General features: G+C 35.3%; 16 protein-coding genes. 10 read left to right on the top strand and 6 right to left on the bottom strand.

Annotated features, from left to right (window positions below):
- Positions 1-446: 446 nt before the first annotated feature.
- The 7 genes from IEW94_RS11755 to IEW94_RS11785 all read left to right on the top strand — a co-directional run bounded on the left by IEW94_RS11755 (position 447) and on the right by IEW94_RS11785 (position 8,201).
- Entirely contained in the window at positions 447-893 is a 447-nt protein-coding gene (locus tag IEW94_RS11755) for a thioredoxin family protein (protein ID WP_188653242.1), read from the top strand.
- Positions 890-1,873, top strand: coding sequence for an FAD:protein FMN transferase (locus tag IEW94_RS11760; RefSeq protein WP_229669514.1), 984 nt, complete (start codon positions 890-892; stop codon positions 1,871-1,873). Before IEW94_RS11755 ends, IEW94_RS11760 begins: the two co-directional genes overlap by 4 nt.
- A gap of 1 nt (position 1,874) precedes the next feature.
- The gene (locus IEW94_RS11765) at positions 1,875-2,081 is read left to right on the top strand and encodes a DUF4266 domain-containing protein (protein WP_188653244.1); all 207 of its coding nucleotides are present in this window, start codon (positions 1,875-1,877) and stop codon (positions 2,079-2,081) included.
- A gap of 47 nt (positions 2,082-2,128) precedes the next feature.
- On the top strand, positions 2,129-3,613 hold the full coding sequence (locus IEW94_RS11770) for a DUF3570 domain-containing protein (RefSeq protein WP_188653246.1): 1,485 nt from the start codon (positions 2,129-2,131) through the stop codon (positions 3,611-3,613).
- A gap of 124 nt (positions 3,614-3,737) precedes the next feature.
- Positions 3,738-6,656, top strand: coding sequence for a serine hydrolase domain-containing protein (locus tag IEW94_RS11775; protein ID WP_188653249.1), 2,919 nt, complete (start codon positions 3,738-3,740; stop codon positions 6,654-6,656).
- Positions 6,657-6,671: 15 nt separating this feature from the next.
- Positions 6,672-7,808: an N-acetyl-alpha-D-glucosaminyl L-malate synthase BshA gene (bshA, locus tag IEW94_RS11780; protein ID WP_188653250.1), complete on the top strand. Its 1,137-nt coding sequence runs from the start codon at positions 6,672-6,674 to the stop codon at positions 7,806-7,808.
- 78 nt (positions 7,809-7,886) lie between these two features.
- The gene (locus IEW94_RS11785; RefSeq protein WP_188653253.1) at positions 7,887-8,201 is read left to right on the top strand and encodes a hypothetical protein; all 315 of its coding nucleotides are present in this window, start codon (positions 7,887-7,889) and stop codon (positions 8,199-8,201) included.
- 64 nt (positions 8,202-8,265) lie between these two features.
- On the opposite strand, the gene IEW94_RS11790 is transcribed toward IEW94_RS11785, so the two are convergent.
- On the bottom strand, positions 8,266-8,745 hold the full coding sequence (locus IEW94_RS11790; RefSeq protein WP_188653255.1) for a hypothetical protein: 480 nt from the start codon (positions 8,743-8,745) through the stop codon (positions 8,266-8,268).
- Positions 8,746-9,051: 306 nt separating this feature from the next.
- Here IEW94_RS11790 and aroC point away from each other — a divergent pair, with 306 nt between their 5' ends.
- The 3 genes from aroC (at position 9,052) to IEW94_RS11805 (ending at position 12,505) form a co-directional block, all read left to right on the top strand.
- Positions 9,052-10,116 carry a chorismate synthase gene (gene aroC / locus IEW94_RS11795; RefSeq protein WP_188653263.1) on the top strand — a complete coding sequence of 355 codons (1,065 nt, stop codon included), beginning with the start codon at positions 9,052-9,054 and terminating at the stop codon, positions 10,114-10,116.
- Between the two features lie 110 nt (positions 10,117-10,226).
- Positions 10,227-11,672 carry a dicarboxylate/amino acid:cation symporter gene (locus IEW94_RS11800; protein ID WP_188653265.1) on the top strand — a complete coding sequence of 482 codons (1,446 nt, stop codon included), beginning with the start codon at positions 10,227-10,229 and terminating at the stop codon, positions 11,670-11,672.
- Positions 11,673-11,674: 2 nt separating this feature from the next.
- Complete coding sequence (locus IEW94_RS11805) at positions 11,675-12,505, top strand: sulfurtransferase (protein ID WP_188653267.1); 831 nt, start codon at positions 11,675-11,677, stop codon at positions 12,503-12,505.
- Between the two features lie 2 nt (positions 12,506-12,507).
- Here IEW94_RS11805 and IEW94_RS11810 read toward each other — a convergent pair whose 3' ends face one another.
- From IEW94_RS11810 to IEW94_RS11830, 5 genes are all read right to left on the bottom strand, one after another.
- A complete protein-coding gene (locus IEW94_RS11810) occupies positions 12,508-12,924 on the bottom strand; it encodes a thiol-disulfide oxidoreductase DCC family protein (protein ID WP_188653269.1) in 417 nt (138 codons plus the stop codon).
- Positions 12,921-15,086, bottom strand: a complete 2,166-nt coding sequence (locus IEW94_RS11815; protein ID WP_188653270.1) for an endonuclease MutS2 — start codon at positions 15,084-15,086, stop codon at positions 12,921-12,923. Before IEW94_RS11815 ends, IEW94_RS11810 begins: the two co-directional genes overlap by 4 nt.
- 84 nt (positions 15,087-15,170) lie before the next feature.
- Positions 15,171-15,647 carry a hypothetical protein gene (locus IEW94_RS11820; protein WP_188653272.1) on the bottom strand — a complete coding sequence of 159 codons (477 nt, stop codon included), beginning with the start codon at positions 15,645-15,647 and terminating at the stop codon, positions 15,171-15,173.
- 58 nt (positions 15,648-15,705) lie between these two features.
- Positions 15,706-18,117 carry an alpha-ketoacid dehydrogenase subunit alpha/beta gene (locus tag IEW94_RS11825; RefSeq protein WP_188653274.1) on the bottom strand — a complete coding sequence of 804 codons (2,412 nt, stop codon included), beginning with the start codon at positions 18,115-18,117 and terminating at the stop codon, positions 15,706-15,708.
- Between the two features lie 176 nt (positions 18,118-18,293).
- On the bottom strand, positions 18,294-21,137 hold the full coding sequence (locus tag IEW94_RS11830) for a gluzincin family metallopeptidase (RefSeq protein WP_229669515.1): 2,844 nt from the start codon (positions 21,135-21,137) through the stop codon (positions 18,294-18,296).
- Positions 21,138-21,215: the final 78 nt, after the last annotated feature.

The raw sequence follows: 21,215 nt of genomic DNA on the forward strand, positions 1-21,215 counted from the left end.
CTTGTATAAGTTAATGATTACTAAAGATTGTCTTACTATAGATCTCTCATAATAGCTGGTAGCAATCTTTTTTTGTGTTGATTGGTAGTAGAAAAGCCTTATAAATTAAGGCTTTTCTTTTTTAAATTAAAAAATGAGGATTTTAATAATTTTTTTGGTAGGGTTTTTATTTTTTAAACTGTATTGGTATAAAACTTAACCTAAATGAGAAAAATAACTTTTGCTATTATAATTTGGTTAGCAGGAATGTGTTCAACAGAAAAACCGCTTTCAAATAACCCAATTAGGAAACCTTGTAAGAGACTTTATCTACAAACGTTTTATAAATTTTATTTCGCTGATGCGATGATTCAAAACAAGCAATCAAAGAATTCGATGTTAAATAAAATCTCATTAGTATCCTAAATTCCAATAAATAATCCTTTTAAATTATAAATCCACAATCAATGAAAAAAATATTTTGTTTTAGTATAGTCGCTTTGGTCTTTAATTTCAGTATGCTTGGCCAAAATTGGGAGACAAATTTCAATAAAGCCAAAGAAGAGGCTTCAAAGACCAATCATGATATTGTCCTGGTATTTCAGGGATCTGATTGGTGCGGTCCGTGCATGAAGTTGGAAAAAGAAATTTGGAGTTCTCCAGAGTTTCAAAAACTAGCTAAAGACCGCTTTGTTATGCTTAAAGCTGATTTTCCCAGAAGAAAAGCCAATAAACTATCTGATGAACAGGCAGCTCAAAACGCCAAACTAGCCGAAATGTATAATGAACAAGGCTTTTTCCCACTGGTAGTTGTATTGAATTCAAGCGGAAAAGTTTTGGGTAAAATGGGATATGAAAAATTATCACCCAAGAGCTATTACAATAAATTAATCTCTTTTGATCCTTCGCTTTGAGACATATTTTTTTAGGAATATTATTGTTATTCACATCGTTTGCGTTTTCGCAAGAGGTTTACAGAAGAACCTTGAAACTCATGGGAAGTCGTTACGATATATCTGTAGTAGCTGATAATCAAGCTGAAGGCGAATCGTATATAGATATTGCAGTGAATGAGATATCACGAATAGAAAAAATGATATCCTCATGGGATCCTACCACAGAAACATCTGAAATCAACAGAAATGCTGGAATAAAACCAGTAGTGGTTGATGAAGAGCTTTTTAATTTGATTCAACGAGCCATAAAGATTTCAAAATTAACAGAAGGTGCTTTTGACATCAGTTATGCATCCATGGATAAGATATGGAAGTTTGATGGTAGTATGACTGAAATGCCTAGTGAGGAAGCCATAAAAAATTCGGTTGCTAAAGTAGGTTACCAAAATATCATTTTAAATGAAGCCGATCATTCTGTCTTTTTAAAATTGAAAGGCATGAAGATTGGTTTTGGTGCTATTGGTAAAGGCTATTCAGCAGATAAGGCCAAGGCTTTATTGATAAGTAAAGGTGTTAAGGCCGGAATTATCAATGCCTCAGGCGATTTGACCACTTGGGGTACACAACCAGACGGAAAGGATTGGATGGTTGCCATTGTAAACCCAATTAACAAAGACAAAGTATTTGCTTGGTTACCTGTGCATAATTCGGCAGTAGTCACTTCAGGCAATTATGAAAAATATGTCAAGTTTAATGGCGTGTTGTACACACATATTATAGACCCAAGAACGGGATATCCTGCAACAGGGCTTTTAAGTGCATCTATATTTACAGCCAATGCAGAATTAGCTGATGCATTGGCAACTTCTGTGTTTGTAATGGGCGTAGATGTAGGTTTGGATTTTATCAATCAATTAAAAGGAGTGGAATGTATCCTTGTTGATAAGGATAACAAGGTTCAAACATCAAAAAACATGAATTTAAAACAGTTGAATTAACATGAAAAAACTGGTTATAATACTAGTAGCTATGTCTTTTACGTCTTGTATGGCCGTTAAAGAATACGAAAGAGTAAATATAAATGATCCCGATATGGCTTTATCAAGAAAGAAGTCTGATAGGTTTGAGAGGAACTTCCAAGTGTATCGAGAAGGCGCGTCTGGCGCTAATGGCGGAAAATCAGGTGGTGGTTGTGGTTGTAATTAATCCATATTTCAAAAATACAATTCCCAATATCTTTATAAAGCTAATTCATGAAAGCAACATATAAATTAATGATTTTTGCAATATTACTGTCTTCAGTATCTTTTGCACAACAAAATAATACAAGTACATATAAAAAGCGCGTTTTGGATAATACAGAGGCAGAATTTTTGACCAGTTATTATAACCAAGACGGAAGCAATGCCTCAGTAACGGGTGGTATTGGTAGTGAGAAACTTAATGATTTTACTCCAACTGTAGTTGTAAGCGTGCCTTTAAATGATGACGATGTATTAACTATAGATGCGGGAATTTCAACATATTCTTCGGCTTCTTCAAGTAATTTAAATCCTTTTGATAGAACAATAAAAGTTCCAAAATCAAGCACAACGGTTATAACGTCTGCCTCAAAAGGAACCACAAAAACCATAACGAAATATGCAAAAGTAAGCTCTCCAACCCCTTGGGCAGCATCTTCAGGTGCATCACGGGCTGACATTTGGGGCAACATAACAGGTAGTTATGCCCATAGCTCAAATAGCAGAAATACTATTTGGGATGCTGATTTGTCTTTGTCACACGAGTTTGATTACAATTCGCTTGGATTGGGAGTTGGTCTCACGCAATTGCTCAATGATAAAAATACAACGCTGGGTTTAAGTGCCAATGTGTATTTGGATAAGTGGAACCCTAAATATCCAACAGAACTGCACTGGTACTTATTGGGAAATAAAAGCTTAAACAGTAACTATTTTCAGGGCGTACCTATTTATAACCAGAATGGAACTGAAATTGACAAGACAGGCAATACAACAACTGTTTGGAATCCATTAAATTATAGTTTTATTCAAAACACTTCAAGAAACTCATATTCTGCCTCTTTTAGTTTTTCACAGATATTAAATAAAAACGCACAGTTTTCCATATTCTTCGATGTAGTAAAGCAACAAGGTTGGTTGTCAAATCCCATGCAACGTGTTTATTTTGGTGACGTTGAAAATTTTTATATCGGAAATCCAGCTACCATTCCAAATTATACATCGCGAAGTAACAATGATGTGTTCCAGCTGGCTGATGACATGGAACGTTTGCCAAGTTCACGTTTAAAACTACCAATAGGGATGAATTTTAATTATTATTTAAACGAAACCTTTGTTTTGCGCACGTATTACAGATATTATACTGATGATTGGGGTATTAAATCAAATACGGCAAATATAGAAATACCAATTAAAATAAGTCCTAAATGGACGGTATACCCATCATATAGATATTATGATCAAACAGCGGCGGATTATTTTGCGCCGTATGAACAAAACTTATCTACTAGTAAATATTATACATCCGATTACGATTTATCAAAATTTAATTCCAATCAGTATGGTTTTGGCTTTGGGTATACAGATGTTTTTGCCAGTTGGCATCTTTGGGGTTTAGGCTTAAAAAATATAGATTTAAAATATTATAACTACAAAAGGAGCACTGGTTTGAATGCTAGTATTATTACTGCGGGGATTAAATTTATTTTAGATTAAAAACTGTTTAAAAACTAGTTATAAATCTATCTTAAAGTTTTTATTGTTCTTTTTAAAAGTAGTATTTTGGCATGGTTTTTTAATTAACGGTCGTTAACTTAAAAATCATTGTTAAACCATGTCTATGCGCTATTTTTTTTATACAATCTCTATTTTATTTTTAGTCAATCCTGTTTTTAGTCAACAATCAAAAGACCCGTTGTTGGCTTCTAACCCTGAATTACAGAAAAAATGGGTAGATAGTGTCTACAATACCATGACGCTTAAAGAAAAAATTGGTCAATTATACACTATTCAGGTGTTTTCAAATGAAGATGAGGAAACTAAAAAGGCAACTATTGATTTAATAAAAGAATATCATGTTGGTGGCATTATCTATTCAAAAGGCGGACCGGTAAGGCAAGCCAAGTTGAATAATGAACTGCAAAGTATTTCAAAAGTGCCATTATTGGTTAGCATGGATGCCGAATGGGGCTTGAATATGCGATTGGATTCTACCTTTGCTTTTCCTTGGAACATGACATTGGGAGCAATAAAAGATAACAAGCTTATAGAACAAGTTGGTAAACAGATTGGTGAGCATTGCAAACGTTTGGGTGTGCAATTGAATTTTGCGCCCGTAGTTGATATCAATACTAACCCTAAAAATCCAATCATAGGAAATCGTTCCTTTGGAGAAGACCGCGACAATGTTACCGAAAAAGCCTTGGCTTTTATGAAAGGTATGCAAAGTGTAGGTGTATTGGCCAATGCCAAGCATTTCCCTGGACATGGAGATACATCAACAGATTCCCATAAAACGTTGCCAACCATTGATTTTGATGAAAAGCGTATTGATTCAGTAGAAATGTATCCATATAAGCGGCTTATTAAAGAAGGACTTTCAAGTGTTATGGTGGCACATTTAAATGTACCCAGTTTAGAGTCTAGATCTAATTATCCGTCATCATTATCAAATCACATTGTTACTGATATTTTAAAAGATTCACTGGGATTCAAAGGCCTTGTGATTTCCGATGCATTAAATATGAAAGGTGCAGCAGATTTTGATGAATCAGGAGAGATTGATTTGGCGGCTTTTTTAGCGGGAAATGATATTCTTCTCATTTCTGAAGATCCACCAATGGGAATCTCTAAAATTACTGATGCTTATTATGAAGGTAAAATATCTGAAGACCGTTTGGCACATTCTGTAAAGAAAATCCTGATGGCTAAGTATAAAGTAGGATTGAACCACTACAAACCTGTTGAACTGACCAATTTAGTTTCAGATTTAAACAGAATTAAAGATGATGCATTGTACGAAGACCTGACGGAAAACGCTTTGACGGTAGTAAAGAACAAATCAGATCTTTTGCCGCTTAGACGATTGGAAACAAAAACCATTGCGTATGTAAAAATGGGTGATGATGATGGTTCTGCTTTTTTTGATGAATTAAAGAAATATGCTAAGATCCATGAAGTAAAAGCTGATAAATTAGATGAAATGTTGACTCAATTGCAATCCTATAATACGGTTATTATTGGGTTTCACCGCTCCAATGAAACCCCATGGAAATCGTATGAGTTTACAGATCAGGAATTGGTTTGGCTCTATGAAATTGCCAGAACCCACACGGTTATTCTAGATGCGTTTGTAAAACCGTATGCGCTTTCTGATTTTCATAGTATTGAAAATATTGAAAGTATTATTGTAAGCTATCAAAACAGTGACATAGCACAGCAAAAATCGGCACAGTTGATTTTTGGTGCCATTCCATCAAAAGGGATACTGCCAGTTTCAGTAGGGGATTTTTTTAAGGTTGGAGATGGCATACAAAATAATTCATTGAAACGATTAGCTTATACCATTCCGGAACGTGTTGGCATGAGCTCCAAAAAACTTGAGAAAGTGGACTCTCTGGCCAACTATGCCATTGATCAAAAAATGACTCCGGGCATTCAGCTGTTAATAGCCAGAAAAGGAAAAGTGATTTACAGTAAAAACTTTGGTTATCACACCTATGACGATAAAGAAAAGGTAACATCAAATGATGTGTATGATGTCGCCTCGCTGACCAAAATACTGGGAACCCTACCATTGCTTATGGAATTGGAAGAGCAGGGCATTGTTTCGCTAGACATCAAACTGTCCAGTTTATTGCCAGAATATAAAAATTCAAACAAAAAAAATATCACACTCAAGCAAATGCTATCACATTATGCTAGATTGATTCCGTGGATACCATTTTATGTTGCCACTTTAGATTCTGTCACGCATCAACCGAATCCCAAATACTACAGGCATGAGTACAGCAGTAAATTTAATATTGAAGTGGCCAAGGATTTGTATTTAAGGAGTGATTATCCAGACACCATGCAGACTATCATTAAAGATAGCAAGCTTTTGGATCGGCTACATTATAGATATAGTGATTTACCGTATTATATTTTAAAGAAATTTATTGAGAAACATTACGACAAACCTCTGGACGAGCTAGTACAAGATCATTTTTATGAATCGTTGGGAGCTAATATGACTATGTATAACCCATATCACAAATTAAGTGGCAAGAATATCATTCCAACTGAAATAGATAATTATTTCAGGCATCAAGAAGTTCACGGCTATGTGCATGATATGGGCGCAGCCATGCAAAATGGAGTAGGTGGGCACGCTGGAATATTTAGCAATGCCAATGATGTTGCCAAAATCATGCAAATGTATTTGCAAAAAGGATATTATGGTGGCAAGCGTTATTTTAAGCCTGAAACAATAGACAAGTTTAACACTTGTTATTATTGCAATAAAGATAACAGGCGTGGCGTGGGTTTTGATAAACCACAATTGGAAGATGAAGGGCCAACTTGTGGATGTGTATCCATGACAAGTTTTGGACATTCCGGTTTTACAGGAACCTATGCCTGGGCAGACCCTGATAAAGAAATTGTGTATGTGTTTTTAGCTAATAGAACCTACCCAGATTCATCAAAAAATGAATTGCTTAAAGAGGATATTAGAACCAAAATTCAACGCTTGATATATGAAGCGATTATTGACTAGAATAAAATTATTACTATGAGAATAGGTATTGTATGCTATCCTACGTTTGGCGGAAGTGGCGTTGTGGCAACCGAACTTGGTATTGAACTCTCAAAAAGAGGCCATCAGGTTCATTTCATTACATATAACCAACCGGTTAGATTGGAACTATTAAGCAATCATGTGCACTATCATGAGGTTACCGTGCCTGAATATCCCCTATTTTTATATCAACCGTATGAATTGGCCTTGTCAAGCAAATTGGTGGATATGGTAAAACTCCATAAAATTGAGGTTTTACATGTTCATTATGCCATTCCACATGCATACGCTGCGTATATGGCAAAAAAAATGCTGCATGAAGAAGGCATTGATGTTCCAATAGTCACGACGCTTCACGGAACTGACATTACATTGGTTGGAAGCCATCCTTTTTACAAACCGGCCGTTACCTTTAGTATCAATAAATCGGATGCGGTAACTACCGTTTCACAAAGCTTGAAGGAAGACACCCTTCGATTGTTTGATATTACTAATGATATTACGGTTGTTCCTAATTTTATAGATCTAGACAAGTATAATCACACTTTCAAGGATTGCCAACGCGCCATGATGGCAGATGATAAAGAAAAAATAATCACACACATCAGTAACCTGAGACCCGTAAAGCGTGTTCAAGATGTCATCAAGGTGTTTTATAATATTCAGAAAGAAATCCCAGCCAAACTCATGTTGGTTGGAGAAGGCCCTGAACGAGAGAATATTGAATTGCAATGTAGGAGATTGGGCATTTCCGATAAAGTTATTTTCTTTGGGAAAAGTAATGAAATTGATAAAATATTAAGCTTTAGTGATTTATTTTTATTGCCCTCTGAAACAGAGAGTTTTGGATTGGCTGCCCTAGAGGCCATGGCATCAAGTGTTGCGGTTATATCAAGTAATACGGGCGGCATACCAGAGGTCAATATTCAAGGTGTTTCGGGGTTTTTAAGTGATGTTGGTGACGTTGATGACATGACAAAAAACGCCCTTTATATTTTAAGCGACCAAAACAGATTGGAAGCTTTTAAAGCTAGTGCCAGAAAAGAAGCACTAAAGTTTGATCTTCATAAGATTGTACCTCAATATGAAGCTATTTATGAAGACACTTTGGCTAAATGCTTGATGGCATAAATAGGTTTGTGGTTTTAATTATTAATTTTTTATGTTGTATATTTAAAATTGTTAACTAACATTTTAAATAAAAACGATATGAAAAAACCAGTATTTTATTTAATAATAGTTTTATTATTAAGTGTTTGTCCTAGTACGGCCATGGCTTCCGAAAAAAATCCGATGGCTATGGAAAAGCCAGCAACAGAAATCCCTAAAGACATTAAAAATATGATTGATCGCTTAAATGAGATTAAGGATATGGATAAGTCTGATTTAACATCTTCTGAAAAACGAGAACTCAGGCGAGAGGTAAGAGACATAAAAAAAACAATAAAACGATCTGGTACTCGAGGGATATTTATATCAACAGGTGCCATTATCATTATTTTGTTAGTTCTATTGATAATCTAATAGGTAATGTTCAAACATAAAAAAAGTGCCAAATTTGGCACTTTTTTTATGTTTATAGATAATTTTAGAACTGATATCGAATACCTAAAGCAATATCAAAAACCGTGTTATCGGTAAAATCGTTATTGCCAAATTCTGGTCTAAAATCCAAAGAAAGCATCAATGGTATATCAAAATTATATTCAATACCAATATCACCGGCAGCAAAAATAGATGTGTCACTTACACCGTTTAATTGGTTTTTACCATCAAAAGATGCTATGCCACCACCAGCTCCAACATACCAGTTAAAAGAACCGTCCAAAGGGAATACCCATTGGTATAATCCAGTGAGTTTATAGGCACTGTAGTCATTGCCATTTCTCCATCCTAAATCAACTTCCAAACGGTTTGCAGTTCCAAGAGCATGTTGGTATGAAATTTCTGAACCAAAACCATCACTATCTCCTAATCGTAATCCAATGGCATTGTTTGAAATGTCTTGTGCATTTGATACTGTTGTAAAGCCAATAAACGCTATGGCTATTAAAAATAATTTCTTCATAAGTTTGTAGTTTTTGTTTATTTAATATACGGTTCAAATATCAAAAAAGATTTTTTTTTGATATTGTCATGTCATGAAACAAAAATAACGCCAAAATTTTATTAATATTTAATTTTGGTATAGATTTTTGTGCCGAAGTATTAAATATAATCTGTTAACTCCTGATTTGTAGAAGCCTACTTTTTAAAAACAATATCAAGACTTTATCAAATTTCCTTAAAAAACTATGTGTTTTTTCTTGAAATAGGGTGTTTCAATTTTTGTTTCTCTCAGAATAGATTTACTTTAGCGCAAAATAATTGATTTATGGCTGGAAATTCCTTCGGAAAACTCTTTAATCTTACCACGTTTGGTGAGTCACATGGTACGGCTTTGGGCGGCATTATTGATGGATGCCCATCAGGCTTGACTTTAGATATTGAAGCAATTCAGAAAGAACTAAACAGAAGAAAACCTGGGCAATCAGAGATTGTTACACAGCGTAAGGAACCCGATACCGTTCAGTTTTTATCAGGAATTTTTGAAGGTAAAACAACCGGGACATCCATTGGTTTTATCATTGAAAACGCCAACCAAAAATCAAAAGACTATTCACACATTAAAGATGTTTATAGGCCCAGTCATGCCGATTACACATATGACCAAAAATATGGTATACGGGATTACAGGGGAGGTGGCCGTAGTTCAGCTCGCGAAACCGCTTGTCGCGTTGTGGCTGGAGCCATTGCCAAACAACTTTTAAAAGACGTTAAAATACATGCATTTGTCTCATCCGTTGGTGATATTTTTCTGGAAAAGCCTTATCAAGAACTGGATTTCAATTTAATTGAATCCAACATTGTGAGATGTCCAGATGAAGCTGTTGCAGAGCGGATGATTAATAGGATCAAGGAAATTCGTAAAGAAGGGGATACCATTGGTGGTACCGTAACCTGTGTCATTCAAAACGTACCAGCAGGCTTGGGCGAACCGGTTTTCGATAAGTTACACGCCGAGCTAGGCAAAGCCATGCTATCCATAAATGCTGTAAAAGGATTTGAATATGGCAGTGGATTTTGTGGTGCCAAAATGAAAGGCAGCGAGCACAATGATATATTTAATGCAGACGGAAGCACTAAAACAAATTTGTCTGGTGGTGTTCAAGGCGGTATTAGCAATGGCATGGATATTTATTTTCGTGTAGCTTTTAAACCAGTTGCAACCATTATGCAAAACCAAGAAACCATTGATAGCGAAGGACATGTGGTTGAAATGCACGGTAAAGGTCGTCATGACCCCTGTGTAGTTCCACGTGCTGTGCCAATTGTAGAAGCCATGGCAGCATTGGTCATTGCCGATTACTTGTTGCAGAACAAGGTCACGAAATTGTAACGTTCTTTTTTGTAGCTATTTCCTGCTTTCGGCAGTCGCTTTTTTGTAACCAAAAAGAGCTCCATCAAAGCCTCAATCAGGGCTATTAAAATTATACAAAACAACAATCTATGAAAAATCTTGCACTACATTGGAAAATCCTAATCGGTATGATACTCGGTATCATTTGGGCTCTATTGTCAAGTACTTTAGGGTGGAGTGCCTTTACCATAAACTGGATTGATCCATTTGGTACTATTTTTATTAATCTTTTGAAATTGATAGCTGTTCCGTTAGTGTTGTTCTCTATTATCAGTGGGGTTGCCAATATAGGTGACCCAGCTAGTTTAGGAAGAATGGGGGGCAAGACCCTGCTCATCTATCTTATTACCACGGTTATGGCCATTTCCCTGGGTCTTTTGCTGGTCAATACCATTAAACCGGGTAAATTGATTGACCAACAAAGCAGGATTGATAATAGGATTAGTTATGAAATTTGGGCCAGTTCCCAAGGTTATCAAATAAAAGATGGCATAAACTATTTGCAAGATCCTGCTTTTTTTGAGCGGGCCCAGGAAATCTCAAAATTATCCCATGCCGAATTGAAAGAGGCATCGGTCTCAGATAAGTTGGAAAAAGCCAATAAACGCAAGGAAACATCGCCATTACAACCGTTGGTGGATATTGTACCGGATAACTTTTTTTATTCGCTTTCCAATAATGGATTGATGCTACAAATCATCTTTTTTGCTATATTTTTTGGAGTTTGTTTATTGTTTATTCCAAATGACAAGTCGCAACCTGTTTTAAACTTAGTAGATGGAATCAATGAAGTGTTTTTAAAAATGGTGGATTTGGTAATGCAAGCAGCACCATTTTTTGTATTTGCTTTATTGGCTGGTGTGGTAAGCAAAATGGCCGGTGATGATATTGGAAAAGTTATTGAAATATTTAAAGGCTTAAGTTGGTACTCATTAACGGTGCTTATAGGCCTTCTATTAATGATCTTCATTGTATATCCAAGTATTTTAAAAGGGTTTGTAAAAAAGATTCCATATACTGGATTTTTTAAGGCCATGAGCCCTGCGCAAACCTTGGCATTTTCAACTTCCAGTAGTGCAGCTACATTGCCCGTAACTATGGAATGCGTGGAGCAAAACTTAGGTGTTGATAAAAAAGTAAGTAGTTTTGTGTTGCCTATTGGAGCTACGGTCAATATGGATGGAACCAGTTTATACCAAGCTGTTGCCGTGATTTTTTTAGCACAATTGCACATGATAGATTTAACCTTCGGCCAGCAATTAACCATCGTGCTTACTACAACTTTGGCATCAATTGGATCTGCCGCAGTACCTAGCGCGGGATTGGTAATGCTTATCATTGTATTGGATTCTGTGGGATTAAATCCTGCTTGGATAGCGATTATTTTTCCTGTTGATAGAATCTTAGATATGTTCAGAACGGTGGTAAATGTAACAGGTGACGCCACGGTATGCTCCATCATTGCAGATGGTGAAAACATGTTGGATTACCATGCAGACAAAGATCCAACAGAAACCTTTGATTTAGATTCTTAAATATGTCAAAATTGATAATTTCCGAACCAGTTGTATCTGTGGAATGGCTTCATGCCAATTTAAATGCTGAAAATGTAATCATTTTAGATGCCAGCATCAAAAAGGTTGGTGGTCCTGACGATTCTAAATCTGACATTCAAATACCAAACACACGTTTTTTTGATTTAAAAGAAGCGTTCAGTGATACATCTGCACCATTTCCAACAACTTTTCCTTCAGAGGAACAATTTACTAAATCGGCTCAAGCTTTGGGAATCAATAAGGATAGTGCTATTGTAGTTTATGATGATAAAGGTATTTATTCAAGTGCAAGAGCATGGTGGTTATTTAAAGCTATGGGACACAACAGTGTGGCTGTTTTAGATGGCGGATTGCCCGCATGGATTCAAGCAGGTTATAAAACGGAGTTAAAACAAGAATCACAATTTAATAAAGGTGATTTCCAAGCGCATTATAAACCTGAACTTATGATGTTTTTTAATGATGTTAAACGAGTTTCAGAAACAAAATCACACATCATTATTGATGCGCGTTCTGAAGCCAGATTTAAAAGCTTGGTTCCAGAACCAAGAGCTGGATTGCGAAGTGGAACCATACCAAACTCTGTTAATTTACCGTTTGAGGATTTATTAGATGATAATGTTCTAAAATCTAGTGACGTTATTGAAGCTAAATTTAAAAAATTAGCCAACAAAGAGACGTCTTTGGTTTTTTCGTGTGGCTCGGGAATTACAGCTTGTGTTTTGGCTTTGGGAGCTGAAATTTCTGGATATAAAAACATCTCTGTTTATGATGGCTCTTGGACAGAGTGGGGAAGTCTAGTGCCAGAGTAACTCTAATTCAAAAATTTGCTTTTTAAGTCTGGTGTAGGAATCATACACTGTTCTTTTTTACCAAACCATTTGTACCGGTTTTTGGCGATATAATCATATACCCAGTTTCTGATAAAAGCAGGAACAATTAAAAATGCGCTCATCAAACTATTTGGAAACCCTAAATAATACGCTATTTTTAAAGCTGCGGTGGATTTATAACTTATACCATCTTCAGAAGTGTACAACAAAATTGAATCAGTTTTTTTTGTATCAATGTGATGGTCTTTTATAAATTGTTTTCCAAATTCACTTTGTAAAGCGGCAAACATAAAAACATTCTTTTTGTCGTGCTTTATAACATATTGTACCGAGCTGTTGCAAAGATTGCAAACGCCATCAAATAAGATTAGCTTTTTATGTTTGGGAAGTTCAATCATTTTTTGGCTTCAACCAATTCTAACTGTTCCAAACTCACATTAGTTGTGAACATACCATAATTAACAACGGCTTTGTTTTTTTCAATTTTATCAATGCTGCCAATAGCACGACCATCCTCCATCCGTACACGGTCTCCAATTTTTAAAATGGGTTTTGGTTTCGGTGCCTCAATCTTTTTCTCTTTTGCTGCTTTTTTCTTTTTCCTTATAACACTAACAACTTTTTCAGCTTCTAGCTTTACTTTTTCCTCTTTAGCTTTTATTATCTGTTTTTGTTTGATGGATACTTTTTTTCGTTTGGAATTTTCTATTTGGACTATTTTAAAAAACTCTGCCATAAGCTCACGCTTTTGCTTGTTTTCAAAATATTTTTCAGCGATATCATTGATTTTTTGGCCTAAATAAATCAAACGTTGGTTGCTGTCGTACAACTCTTGATAGCTTTCCAACTTTTTTTGGATTTTGGCATTAATTTCCTCCAACTTATCTGCTTCCTGAATTTTTTTCTTTTCGTTTTGTCGTAAGGATTCCCCTGTTTTTTCCAATTTAGACCGCTCTTTTTGAAGTTTGGCAATGGTGGCGTCAAACCGTACTTTGCTACGTTCTATCTTTTTTTTCGCTCGATTGATTAAACTAAACGGAATGCCATTTTTTTGAGCCACTTCAAAAGTGAACGAACTTCCAGCTTGACCAACAACCAATTTAAATAAGGGTTCTAGGGTCTTTTCGTCAAAGAGCATATTGGCATTGACCATGTAGGGCATTTCATTGGCCAGCATCTTTAGGTTAGAGTAGTGGGTCGTAATGATTCCAAAAGCTTCCCGATGGTAAAATTCCTCCAAAAACGTTTCGGCCAAGGCACCTCCTAGTTCTGGGTCACTTCCCGTTCCAAATTCATCAATTAAAAATAAGGTGTTTTTATTGCATTTTTTTAGGAAATAGTTCATTTGCTTGAGCCTGTAGCTATAGGTGCTCAAATGATTTTCAATGGATTGGTTATCACCAATATCGCTTAAAATTCTATCAAAAATACAAACTTTACTGCGTTCGTGTACCGGAATGAGCATACCACTTTGCAACATTACCTGCAATAAGCCAATGGTTTTGAGTGTAATGCTTTTTCCTCCTGCATTTGGCCCTGAAATGACAATAACCCGTTTCTCTGGATTGAAATCTATGGATTGTGGATAGGTGGTTTTTTTGTTCTTGAGGTTGCTTAAATAGAGCAGAGGATGGTAGGCATCTTTTAAGACCATATTTCTGTCATCTGAGATTTCTGGAAGAATGGCATTCATGGATTTGGCATATTTTGCTTTAGCTGCTATGACATCCATTTCTACCAAAAAATTTTGATAGTCATGTAACAGTGGCAAAAAAGGGCGAATAAAATTGGTAAGCTCTTTTAAAATCCGAATAACTTCCTCTTGTTCTTCATACTCTAAATTATTGAGTTCTCTTGAAAATTGAAGGGTTGTTTCGGGTTCAATGTAAACAATGCTTCCGGTTTTACTGCCACCCATAATAGCACCTTTAACCTTACGTCGGTACATAGCTTTTACAGCGAGCACACGTTTATTATCAACAACCGATTCCCTGATGTCATCTAAATAATCCAGTTGGTGATAGGCATTTAAGGCTGTGGCAAAACTTTGGTTTATTTTGCCTTTTATTTTGTTGATGGATTGGCGCAAATCAAATAAAGTTGCAGATGCATTATCTTTGATATCTCCAAACCTATCCACTATAGTGTCTACCTTTTCTATAATGGCTTTAGTGACCTCAATATGGGAGGCGAAATTGTTTAATGCCGGGTAATACTCTTCAAATTTTTTAAGAAATGTAACAATGTCATTGGTTGTCAATGAAATGGATACGATTTTTTTTAAGCTATGAACCTCTAAATACGTGTTTTCTATCCGTAAGAGTTGAAGTTCCTTGGTAATGGCATCAAAACCATGATTAGGTATTCTATTTTCATTGTACAATGACGCTACATACTCATTGGTTAATTGCAAGGCAACTTTAAGTTCACCCAAATTTTTATAAGGTGAAATTTTTAGTGCTTTTTCATTCCCTAAAGGCGTGATACAATGTTCACTTACCTGTTGTAAAACAGTTGGAAACTCCAAATCCTGTAATGTCTTTTCGTGAATGTTTATCATGCTCTTTTTGAAATCTAAAACCAGAAAGGACAAAGTTACATATTAAGTTTGAAAAGTAAGAAAAGTTGATATTAGGTTTATCGATTAATCATTTAATTCATCAAGCATCTGTTTGTAGTCATATTGCAAGTCTTCATGCAGTGTTGAAACAATTTTTTTTATAAGAAGTATTTGTCTTTCATAAATATTGGTAAGCGTTACATTGTGCTTAATAGACGGTTTAAAATGTATCAGTTTTTGGCAGAAATACAGAAGCAATTCTACTTCGGTTTCTTTTTTAAGGGAATATCGAGCAAATTTTTTGATGCTTCTCAATATTTTCCGGACACTCTTTTTAATATAAAAGTAACTATTGATATTAATCAGTTCAAATTGCTCATCAACTTCTTGTTTTACAGTCTCTATGTATCCCGTTTCATCATGGGATTCAAACAGTAAATAGGTGAGAAGCTCTTTGTTTTCTTTTTTGAATTTTGAAAGGCGTAAGCAAAGCTCGGTAAGCTCTTCAGAAGGGAGATGCTGCAATTCTTTTTTTATGGTTGCTACAGAAACGGCTTTCAAAGAGTCTATTTTTAAATGATGAAATAATTATTCCAGCGCTTTTCCGGTTGATGTTTGTTTATCTCAATTTTGGAAAGTCATTAGGACTTAATTCGTGCATGATGTTATAAACCGCTTCAAAAACATCTTCAATAGACGGTTTTGAAAAGTAATCCCCATCAGTTCCGTAAGCTGGTCTATGTTCCTTAGCGGTCAGTGTTTTAGGTTGGCTGTCCAAAAATTGATAGGCATTTTGTGTGTTCAATATTTCGTTTAAAATATAGGCCGATGCGCCACCTGGAACATCTTCATCAATGACCAAAACCCGATTGGTTTTGGAAATGCTTTTTACAATATCATGATTGATGTCAAATGGCAATAAAGACTGTATGTCAATCACTTCAGCATCAATATCAACCATTTGCAGTTCTTTTGCGGCTTGCTCCACAATGCGAAGGGTTGATCCATAGGAAACCAAGGTAATATCATTGCCATGTTTTACGGTTTCAACTACACCAATTGGGGTTTTGAATGCACCAATATTGTTGGGCATTTTTTCCTTAAGCCTATAACCGTTAAGACATTCTACTACCAGAGCGGGCTCATCACTTTGCAAAAGCGTATTGTAAAATCCGGCAGCTTTGGTCATATTTCTTGGAACCAAGACATGAATTCCTCTTACTAAATTTAAAATACCACCCAATTGTGAGCCTGAATGCCAAATACCTTCCAATCGGTGACCACGGGTTCTAATTATCAACGGTGCTTTTTGGCGTCCTTTGGTTCTGTAATGCAAGGTAGCCAAATCATCACTTATTATCTGTAAGGCATACATTAGATAATCCAGATACTGAATTTCTGCTATAGGCCTCAAACCTCGCATAGCCATGCCTATGCCTTGACCAACTATAGTAGCTTCACGAATACCGGTGTCAGCAACACGTAATTCACCATATTTATCCTGAAGTCCCTCTAGGCCTTGGTTAACATCACCTATATGACCAGTGTCTTCACCAAAAATCAAGGTTTCTGGATATTTATTAAAAATAAAATCAAAATTATCCCTGATTATGATTCTGCCATCTACCAATTGGGATTCTACATCATAAGTTGCTTTAACTTCTTTGATGTTTTTGGCTGATTTATCGGTTTCAGAATATAAGTGAGAACTAAATTTTGGTTGTGTTTCTTTAAAGTTTTTGTTAATCCAATTGGCTAGATTATCTCTTTCAATGGAAGCGTTGTCAATGTTATGATGCAGTACTCTTCTGGCCGTTGAAAGCACATCTTTTCTGGTTGGTTCTTCAAGTGCCAATAAGCTGTTTTTGGCTTTGATGATATAATCTGCATTTCTACTTTTAGAAGCCAAAGCGGTTAAAAGCGTAGCAAGTTCTTGCCTATCTTTGATTACAGGCGCTAAAAAAGTATCCCAAGCAGCTTTTTTGCCGTCTCTAACTTCTCGTTTTATAGTTCGTTCTATATCTGTTAAGACCTCATTGGTAGCAATTCCGCTTTCAATCATCCAAGCTCGCATTTTGGCATTGCAATCATGCTCTGTTTCCCAATTTAAACGATTCTTGGTTTTGTAGCGTTCATGAGAACCTGAAGTAGAATGACCTTGTGGCTGGGTGAGTTCCAATACATGAATCAATACAGGAACATGTTCTTCCCGTGCTATGGCAGCAGCTTCTTGATAAGTTTCAACCAAGTTGGCATAATCCCATCCTTTCACACGAAGGATTTCATATCCATTTTTATCAGAGCTACGTTGAAACCCTTTTAATATTTCTGATATGTTTTCTTTTGTTGTTTGGTGTTTTGCATGTACAGAAATGCCATATTCATCGTCCCAAATACTAATTACCATGGGAACCTGTAAAACTCCTGCGGCATTAATGGTTTCAAAAAACAACCCTTCACTGGTACTGGCATTGCCAATGGTTCCCCAAGCTACTTCATTACCGTTTATTGAAAAATTGTCTGCATCAATTCCTTGAACGTTTCTGTAAATCTTAGATGCTTGTGCCAAGCCTAATAATCTGGGCATTTGCCCAGCAGTAGGAGAGATGTCGGCACTTGAGTTGTATTGTTTGGTTAAATCTTTCCAATTACCATGCTCATCCAAACTATGCGTTGTAAAGTGGCCTCCCATTTGACGTCCAGCAGACATAGGTTCTAGTTCTAAATCGGTGTTGGCGTACAATCCTGCAAAAAACTGTTCAATGGTTAGTTCACCTAGGGCCATCATAAAAGTTTGGTCACGATAATAACCCGAGCGAAAATCACCCTTAAAAAAAGCTTTCGCCATTGCTAATTGCGGAACTTCTTTTCCGTCACCAAAAATTCCAAACTTTGCTTTGCCTGTTAAGACTTCTCGTCTGCCCAGTAAACTGCATTCACGACTTGTCACAGCAATTTTATAATCATTTAAGACTTCTGTTTTAAAGTCTTCAAATGACATGTTGTTTTTCAAATCTGGAATTGTTTGCATATGAAATGGCTGGTTTACACTTTCGACAAATTTAGGTAAAGTTTATGGGTTTTACAATAATTATTATTAAGGGTTATTAAGGGATTCTTAACAATACTATTTTTTTAAGCGTTTTGATTGATTTTAATACAATAAAAACTCAAAAAATCAAATTATTTTTCAAAAAATTAACACTTTTAATACCAGCGTCTTCTGAATAATCCAAATAATGATTTTGGGTCGACTGTAAATTTAAAACGTATTTTTTGGTCATAATGTGGTTGCCCAACCTCCCAACCTAAATTGGAATAGACTGGAAAATAAATCTCAAAATAATCTGTTACTAGATTGACCCTTATACCCGAATCATAAACAAATTTAGGATTGTTTAATTTATTTTTAACTAGACCAACATCTGAATAAGCCAATACATATTTCCACAAAGTAGTGCTTACATTGAGAGTGGAAATCCATTGGTTTGCAAAAGGAGGTTGTAGTTTTGATTTAAATCCGCCTTCTGCATCAATGTATTGTTGACTGAAAATCCCTGTGGATTCAGACCGACCTAAATAGGCATAATCAAATAAATAATCTGTTGGCCTGTCCAAGGCAAAGCTAAAGTAATCAGAATCTATATTATTTGTGTTTGAAAGAAACGTTCCCGCAAAAAAGCGCATGTTCAATTGCCTGTTATTTTCAAACAAGCGTCTGTATTCGTAATCAAAAGAAAGCTTACTGAATTTTTTGGCTATTTGAAGGTCAATATACCAACTGTCATAGTGGATTAGATTATCATTTGAATCAACAAACCTTAGGTTAAAAATGCTATAGTTTGGTTCATCGGTATTTAAAATGTTATTGATATCTTTATCTCTATTGATATCTAAATACCTGAGATAGATGGCCTTCCTCTTATTGGATCTGAAATCCTCGTCTTCCCTGAAGAAAAAGGACAGATAGGGCGTAATTTGCCTGACAAATAAGTTTGGTGCGTATGAGTCATAGCTTGAGCGAATTCCATAATTTAACGAATATAGGTCTGTGTTTTCAAAATCATGTATGTTGTAGATGTTTACTCGCCCTGTAATGGATTTTGACTTCAAGGAATATTTTGGCTCAATTTTATAATTGAAATGTTTTCTAAGAAGTGTCTTGTTATATGTTTTGATGCCCAGCGCCAATCCATCGTAAATATTGTTGTATTCTATAATGGGCATGAAAAAAACCTGATTGTAATTTGGATCTTCAATGTCCTTAAAAAGCCTGAACTGCAATGGTTTATTATTAAAAAAGAACCCTTTTAATGATTTCCAGTTATCTCTTGAATTGATTTCAGGAATGACGTTTTCATAGTTTAAAACCAATTTATTGGCATCATGCCTAGGTATTGTTATGGTCTTGCTTTTTGATACGTTTTCAATCCATGTTTTTGAAACAATGCTATCATCATTTAATGTATATAATGATATGGGCATGTTATTGTCAACCTTGTTTTTTATGGTTAAGGTCACGGAATCATCCGTTTTTATAACATCTTTTATTTTAAAATCAATTTTCTTTCTAGTGCTTAAGTAGTCATTAAAAAACCAATCGATATTCTTATCGGTTTTACTTTTTAAATAGATTTCAAAGTCCTTGGCCTTGATTTCCTTTAATTTGTTTTTTTCTAAAAAGGAATGAATGGTTGTTTCTAAAACATTGGAATTAATAAAATCATCAAGATATTTCAATCCAACACCAGCTTTGTATTTGTTGGCAATGCTCTTGTTAAATTTCAACAAGGAATCCTTAGCCATGGTTAGTGGTTGGTCCCTGTTGGTTCTGGCCATTGCTAAATAGGCTAGGGTGTATTTGTCATTAAAATCCAAATCAGCGGCATGGAAAGCGCGAACACCCCAAAAATTGGCCAATGACCCTAAGAATTTCATATCAGGGTAATTTTCCTCAACATATTTCATAAGGAAATATATCTGAAGGCCATCCAACAACCATTGATCCTTTCTTGGGTTGACAAGTAAGGTGTTTTCTAAATAATTATATAAAGCTACTTTTGCCAACTTCAATTCATACTGAAAATTTTCAGGATAGGGATGTATGAACTTTGGAAGGAAATTTAAACCGTAAATAGGATCTTTTTTGTAATCTATGTCCGTTAAAAGTAGTTTTTCATGTGGGTATTCTCCAAGGTTATCAATAAGAAATTTTGTGATTTTCTCATTGATCAAAACCTTGTCCAAAACGGCCAAATTAGGGTCTTTAATGTTAGAAACAATGGCAAAATCATCACCTTCAATAGTATTAAAATCAGACTTTTTACTTAAAAACAATTTGGTGTTAATCCTATTTTTTCCTTCAAGTTTAATAGTTTGATTATTAATGCTTTGAATAGCTTTATTTGTATTTAATTCTGAAGTAACAATATAATTTTTTGGACATACTATTTCAATGGATACATCTGCTTTTGGAATATATAAATCATCTAAATCCTTGTTACTGAAATAATGCCATTTACCGTCATAAACGGCAGGGGTGACATACCAATAACGCAAGTTAATATCACCTGAGGATGTGATGCCATAACTTGTGAATTTATCATTGGGGATTTGAACAATGTACGATAGGTTGATTTTATAGTATTCGTTAGGATTTAAAGGGCTTTCCAGTTCAACTTTAAGCACATCCAATTGGCCAGGCAAATTTTCAAAAATCAAGTCTTTATGGTCTTGTTTTATGGAAGTGATGACCGAGAAGCCACGATCTTCATTTTTAGCCAGATGAAAATCATTTTTATATTCTTCTGCCATTCTATGTGCCAAGGGTGTTTTTTTGGTTGCGTAACTGTTGGCCCAATTATTCAAATAGATAGTATGAAGCGTATCGTTAGTGGTGTTTTGATATTGGATGGTTTGCGAAATTGCTATCTGTTTTTTTTGAACATTGAAAACAGCCCTGAGATCAATGATGTTCTGACCAATTAGAGAGACATGGCTTAAAAAGCACACAATAACAAAGCTTAAAAAACGTAACTTCAATTTAGACAAGAAACATTAAAACGGTTAATATTCTGGATAATAGGCTCGGCAAGATACTAAAATTAATGATTATAATTTGTTTTAATG

It is taken from the genome of Yeosuana aromativorans, from assembly GCF_014646655.1.
Taxonomy (GTDB): Bacteria; Bacteroidota; Bacteroidia; order Flavobacteriales; family Flavobacteriaceae; genus Yeosuana; species Yeosuana aromativorans.

Excerpts from the sequence above, each read along its gene's own strand:
- IEW94_RS11800 (WP_188653265.1), top strand. The coding sequence starts at position 10,227 with ATGAAAAATCTTGCACTACATTGGAAAATCCTAATCGGTATGATACTC.
- IEW94_RS11775 (WP_188653249.1), top strand. The coding sequence starts at position 3,738 with ATGCGCTATTTTTTTTATACAATCTCTATTTTATTTTTAGTCAATCCT.
- IEW94_RS11790 (WP_188653255.1), bottom strand. The coding sequence starts at position 8,745 with ATGAAGAAATTATTTTTAATAGCCATAGCGTTTATTGGCTTTACAACA.
- IEW94_RS11805 (WP_188653267.1), top strand. The coding sequence starts at position 11,675 with ATGTCAAAATTGATAATTTCCGAACCAGTTGTATCTGTGGAATGGCTT.
- aroC (WP_188653263.1), top strand. The coding sequence starts at position 9,052 with ATGGCTGGAAATTCCTTCGGAAAACTCTTTAATCTTACCACGTTTGGT.
- bshA (WP_188653250.1), top strand. The coding sequence starts at position 6,672 with ATGAGAATAGGTATTGTATGCTATCCTACGTTTGGCGGAAGTGGCGTT.
- IEW94_RS11815 (WP_188653270.1), bottom strand. The coding sequence starts at position 15,086 with ATGATAAACATTCACGAAAAGACATTACAGGATTTGGAGTTTCCAACT.
- IEW94_RS11810 (WP_188653269.1), bottom strand. The coding sequence starts at position 12,924 with ATGATTGAACTTCCCAAACATAAAAAGCTAATCTTATTTGATGGCGTT.
- IEW94_RS11755 (WP_188653242.1), top strand. The coding sequence starts at position 447 with ATGAAAAAAATATTTTGTTTTAGTATAGTCGCTTTGGTCTTTAATTTC.
- IEW94_RS11785 (WP_188653253.1), top strand. The coding sequence starts at position 7,887 with ATGAAAAAACCAGTATTTTATTTAATAATAGTTTTATTATTAAGTGTT.
- IEW94_RS11825 (WP_188653274.1), bottom strand. The coding sequence starts at position 18,117 with ATGCAAACAATTCCAGATTTGAAAAACAACATGTCATTTGAAGACTTT.
- IEW94_RS11770 (WP_188653246.1), top strand. The coding sequence starts at position 2,129 with ATGAAAGCAACATATAAATTAATGATTTTTGCAATATTACTGTCTTCA.
- IEW94_RS11765 (WP_188653244.1), top strand. The coding sequence starts at position 1,875 with ATGAAAAAACTGGTTATAATACTAGTAGCTATGTCTTTTACGTCTTGT.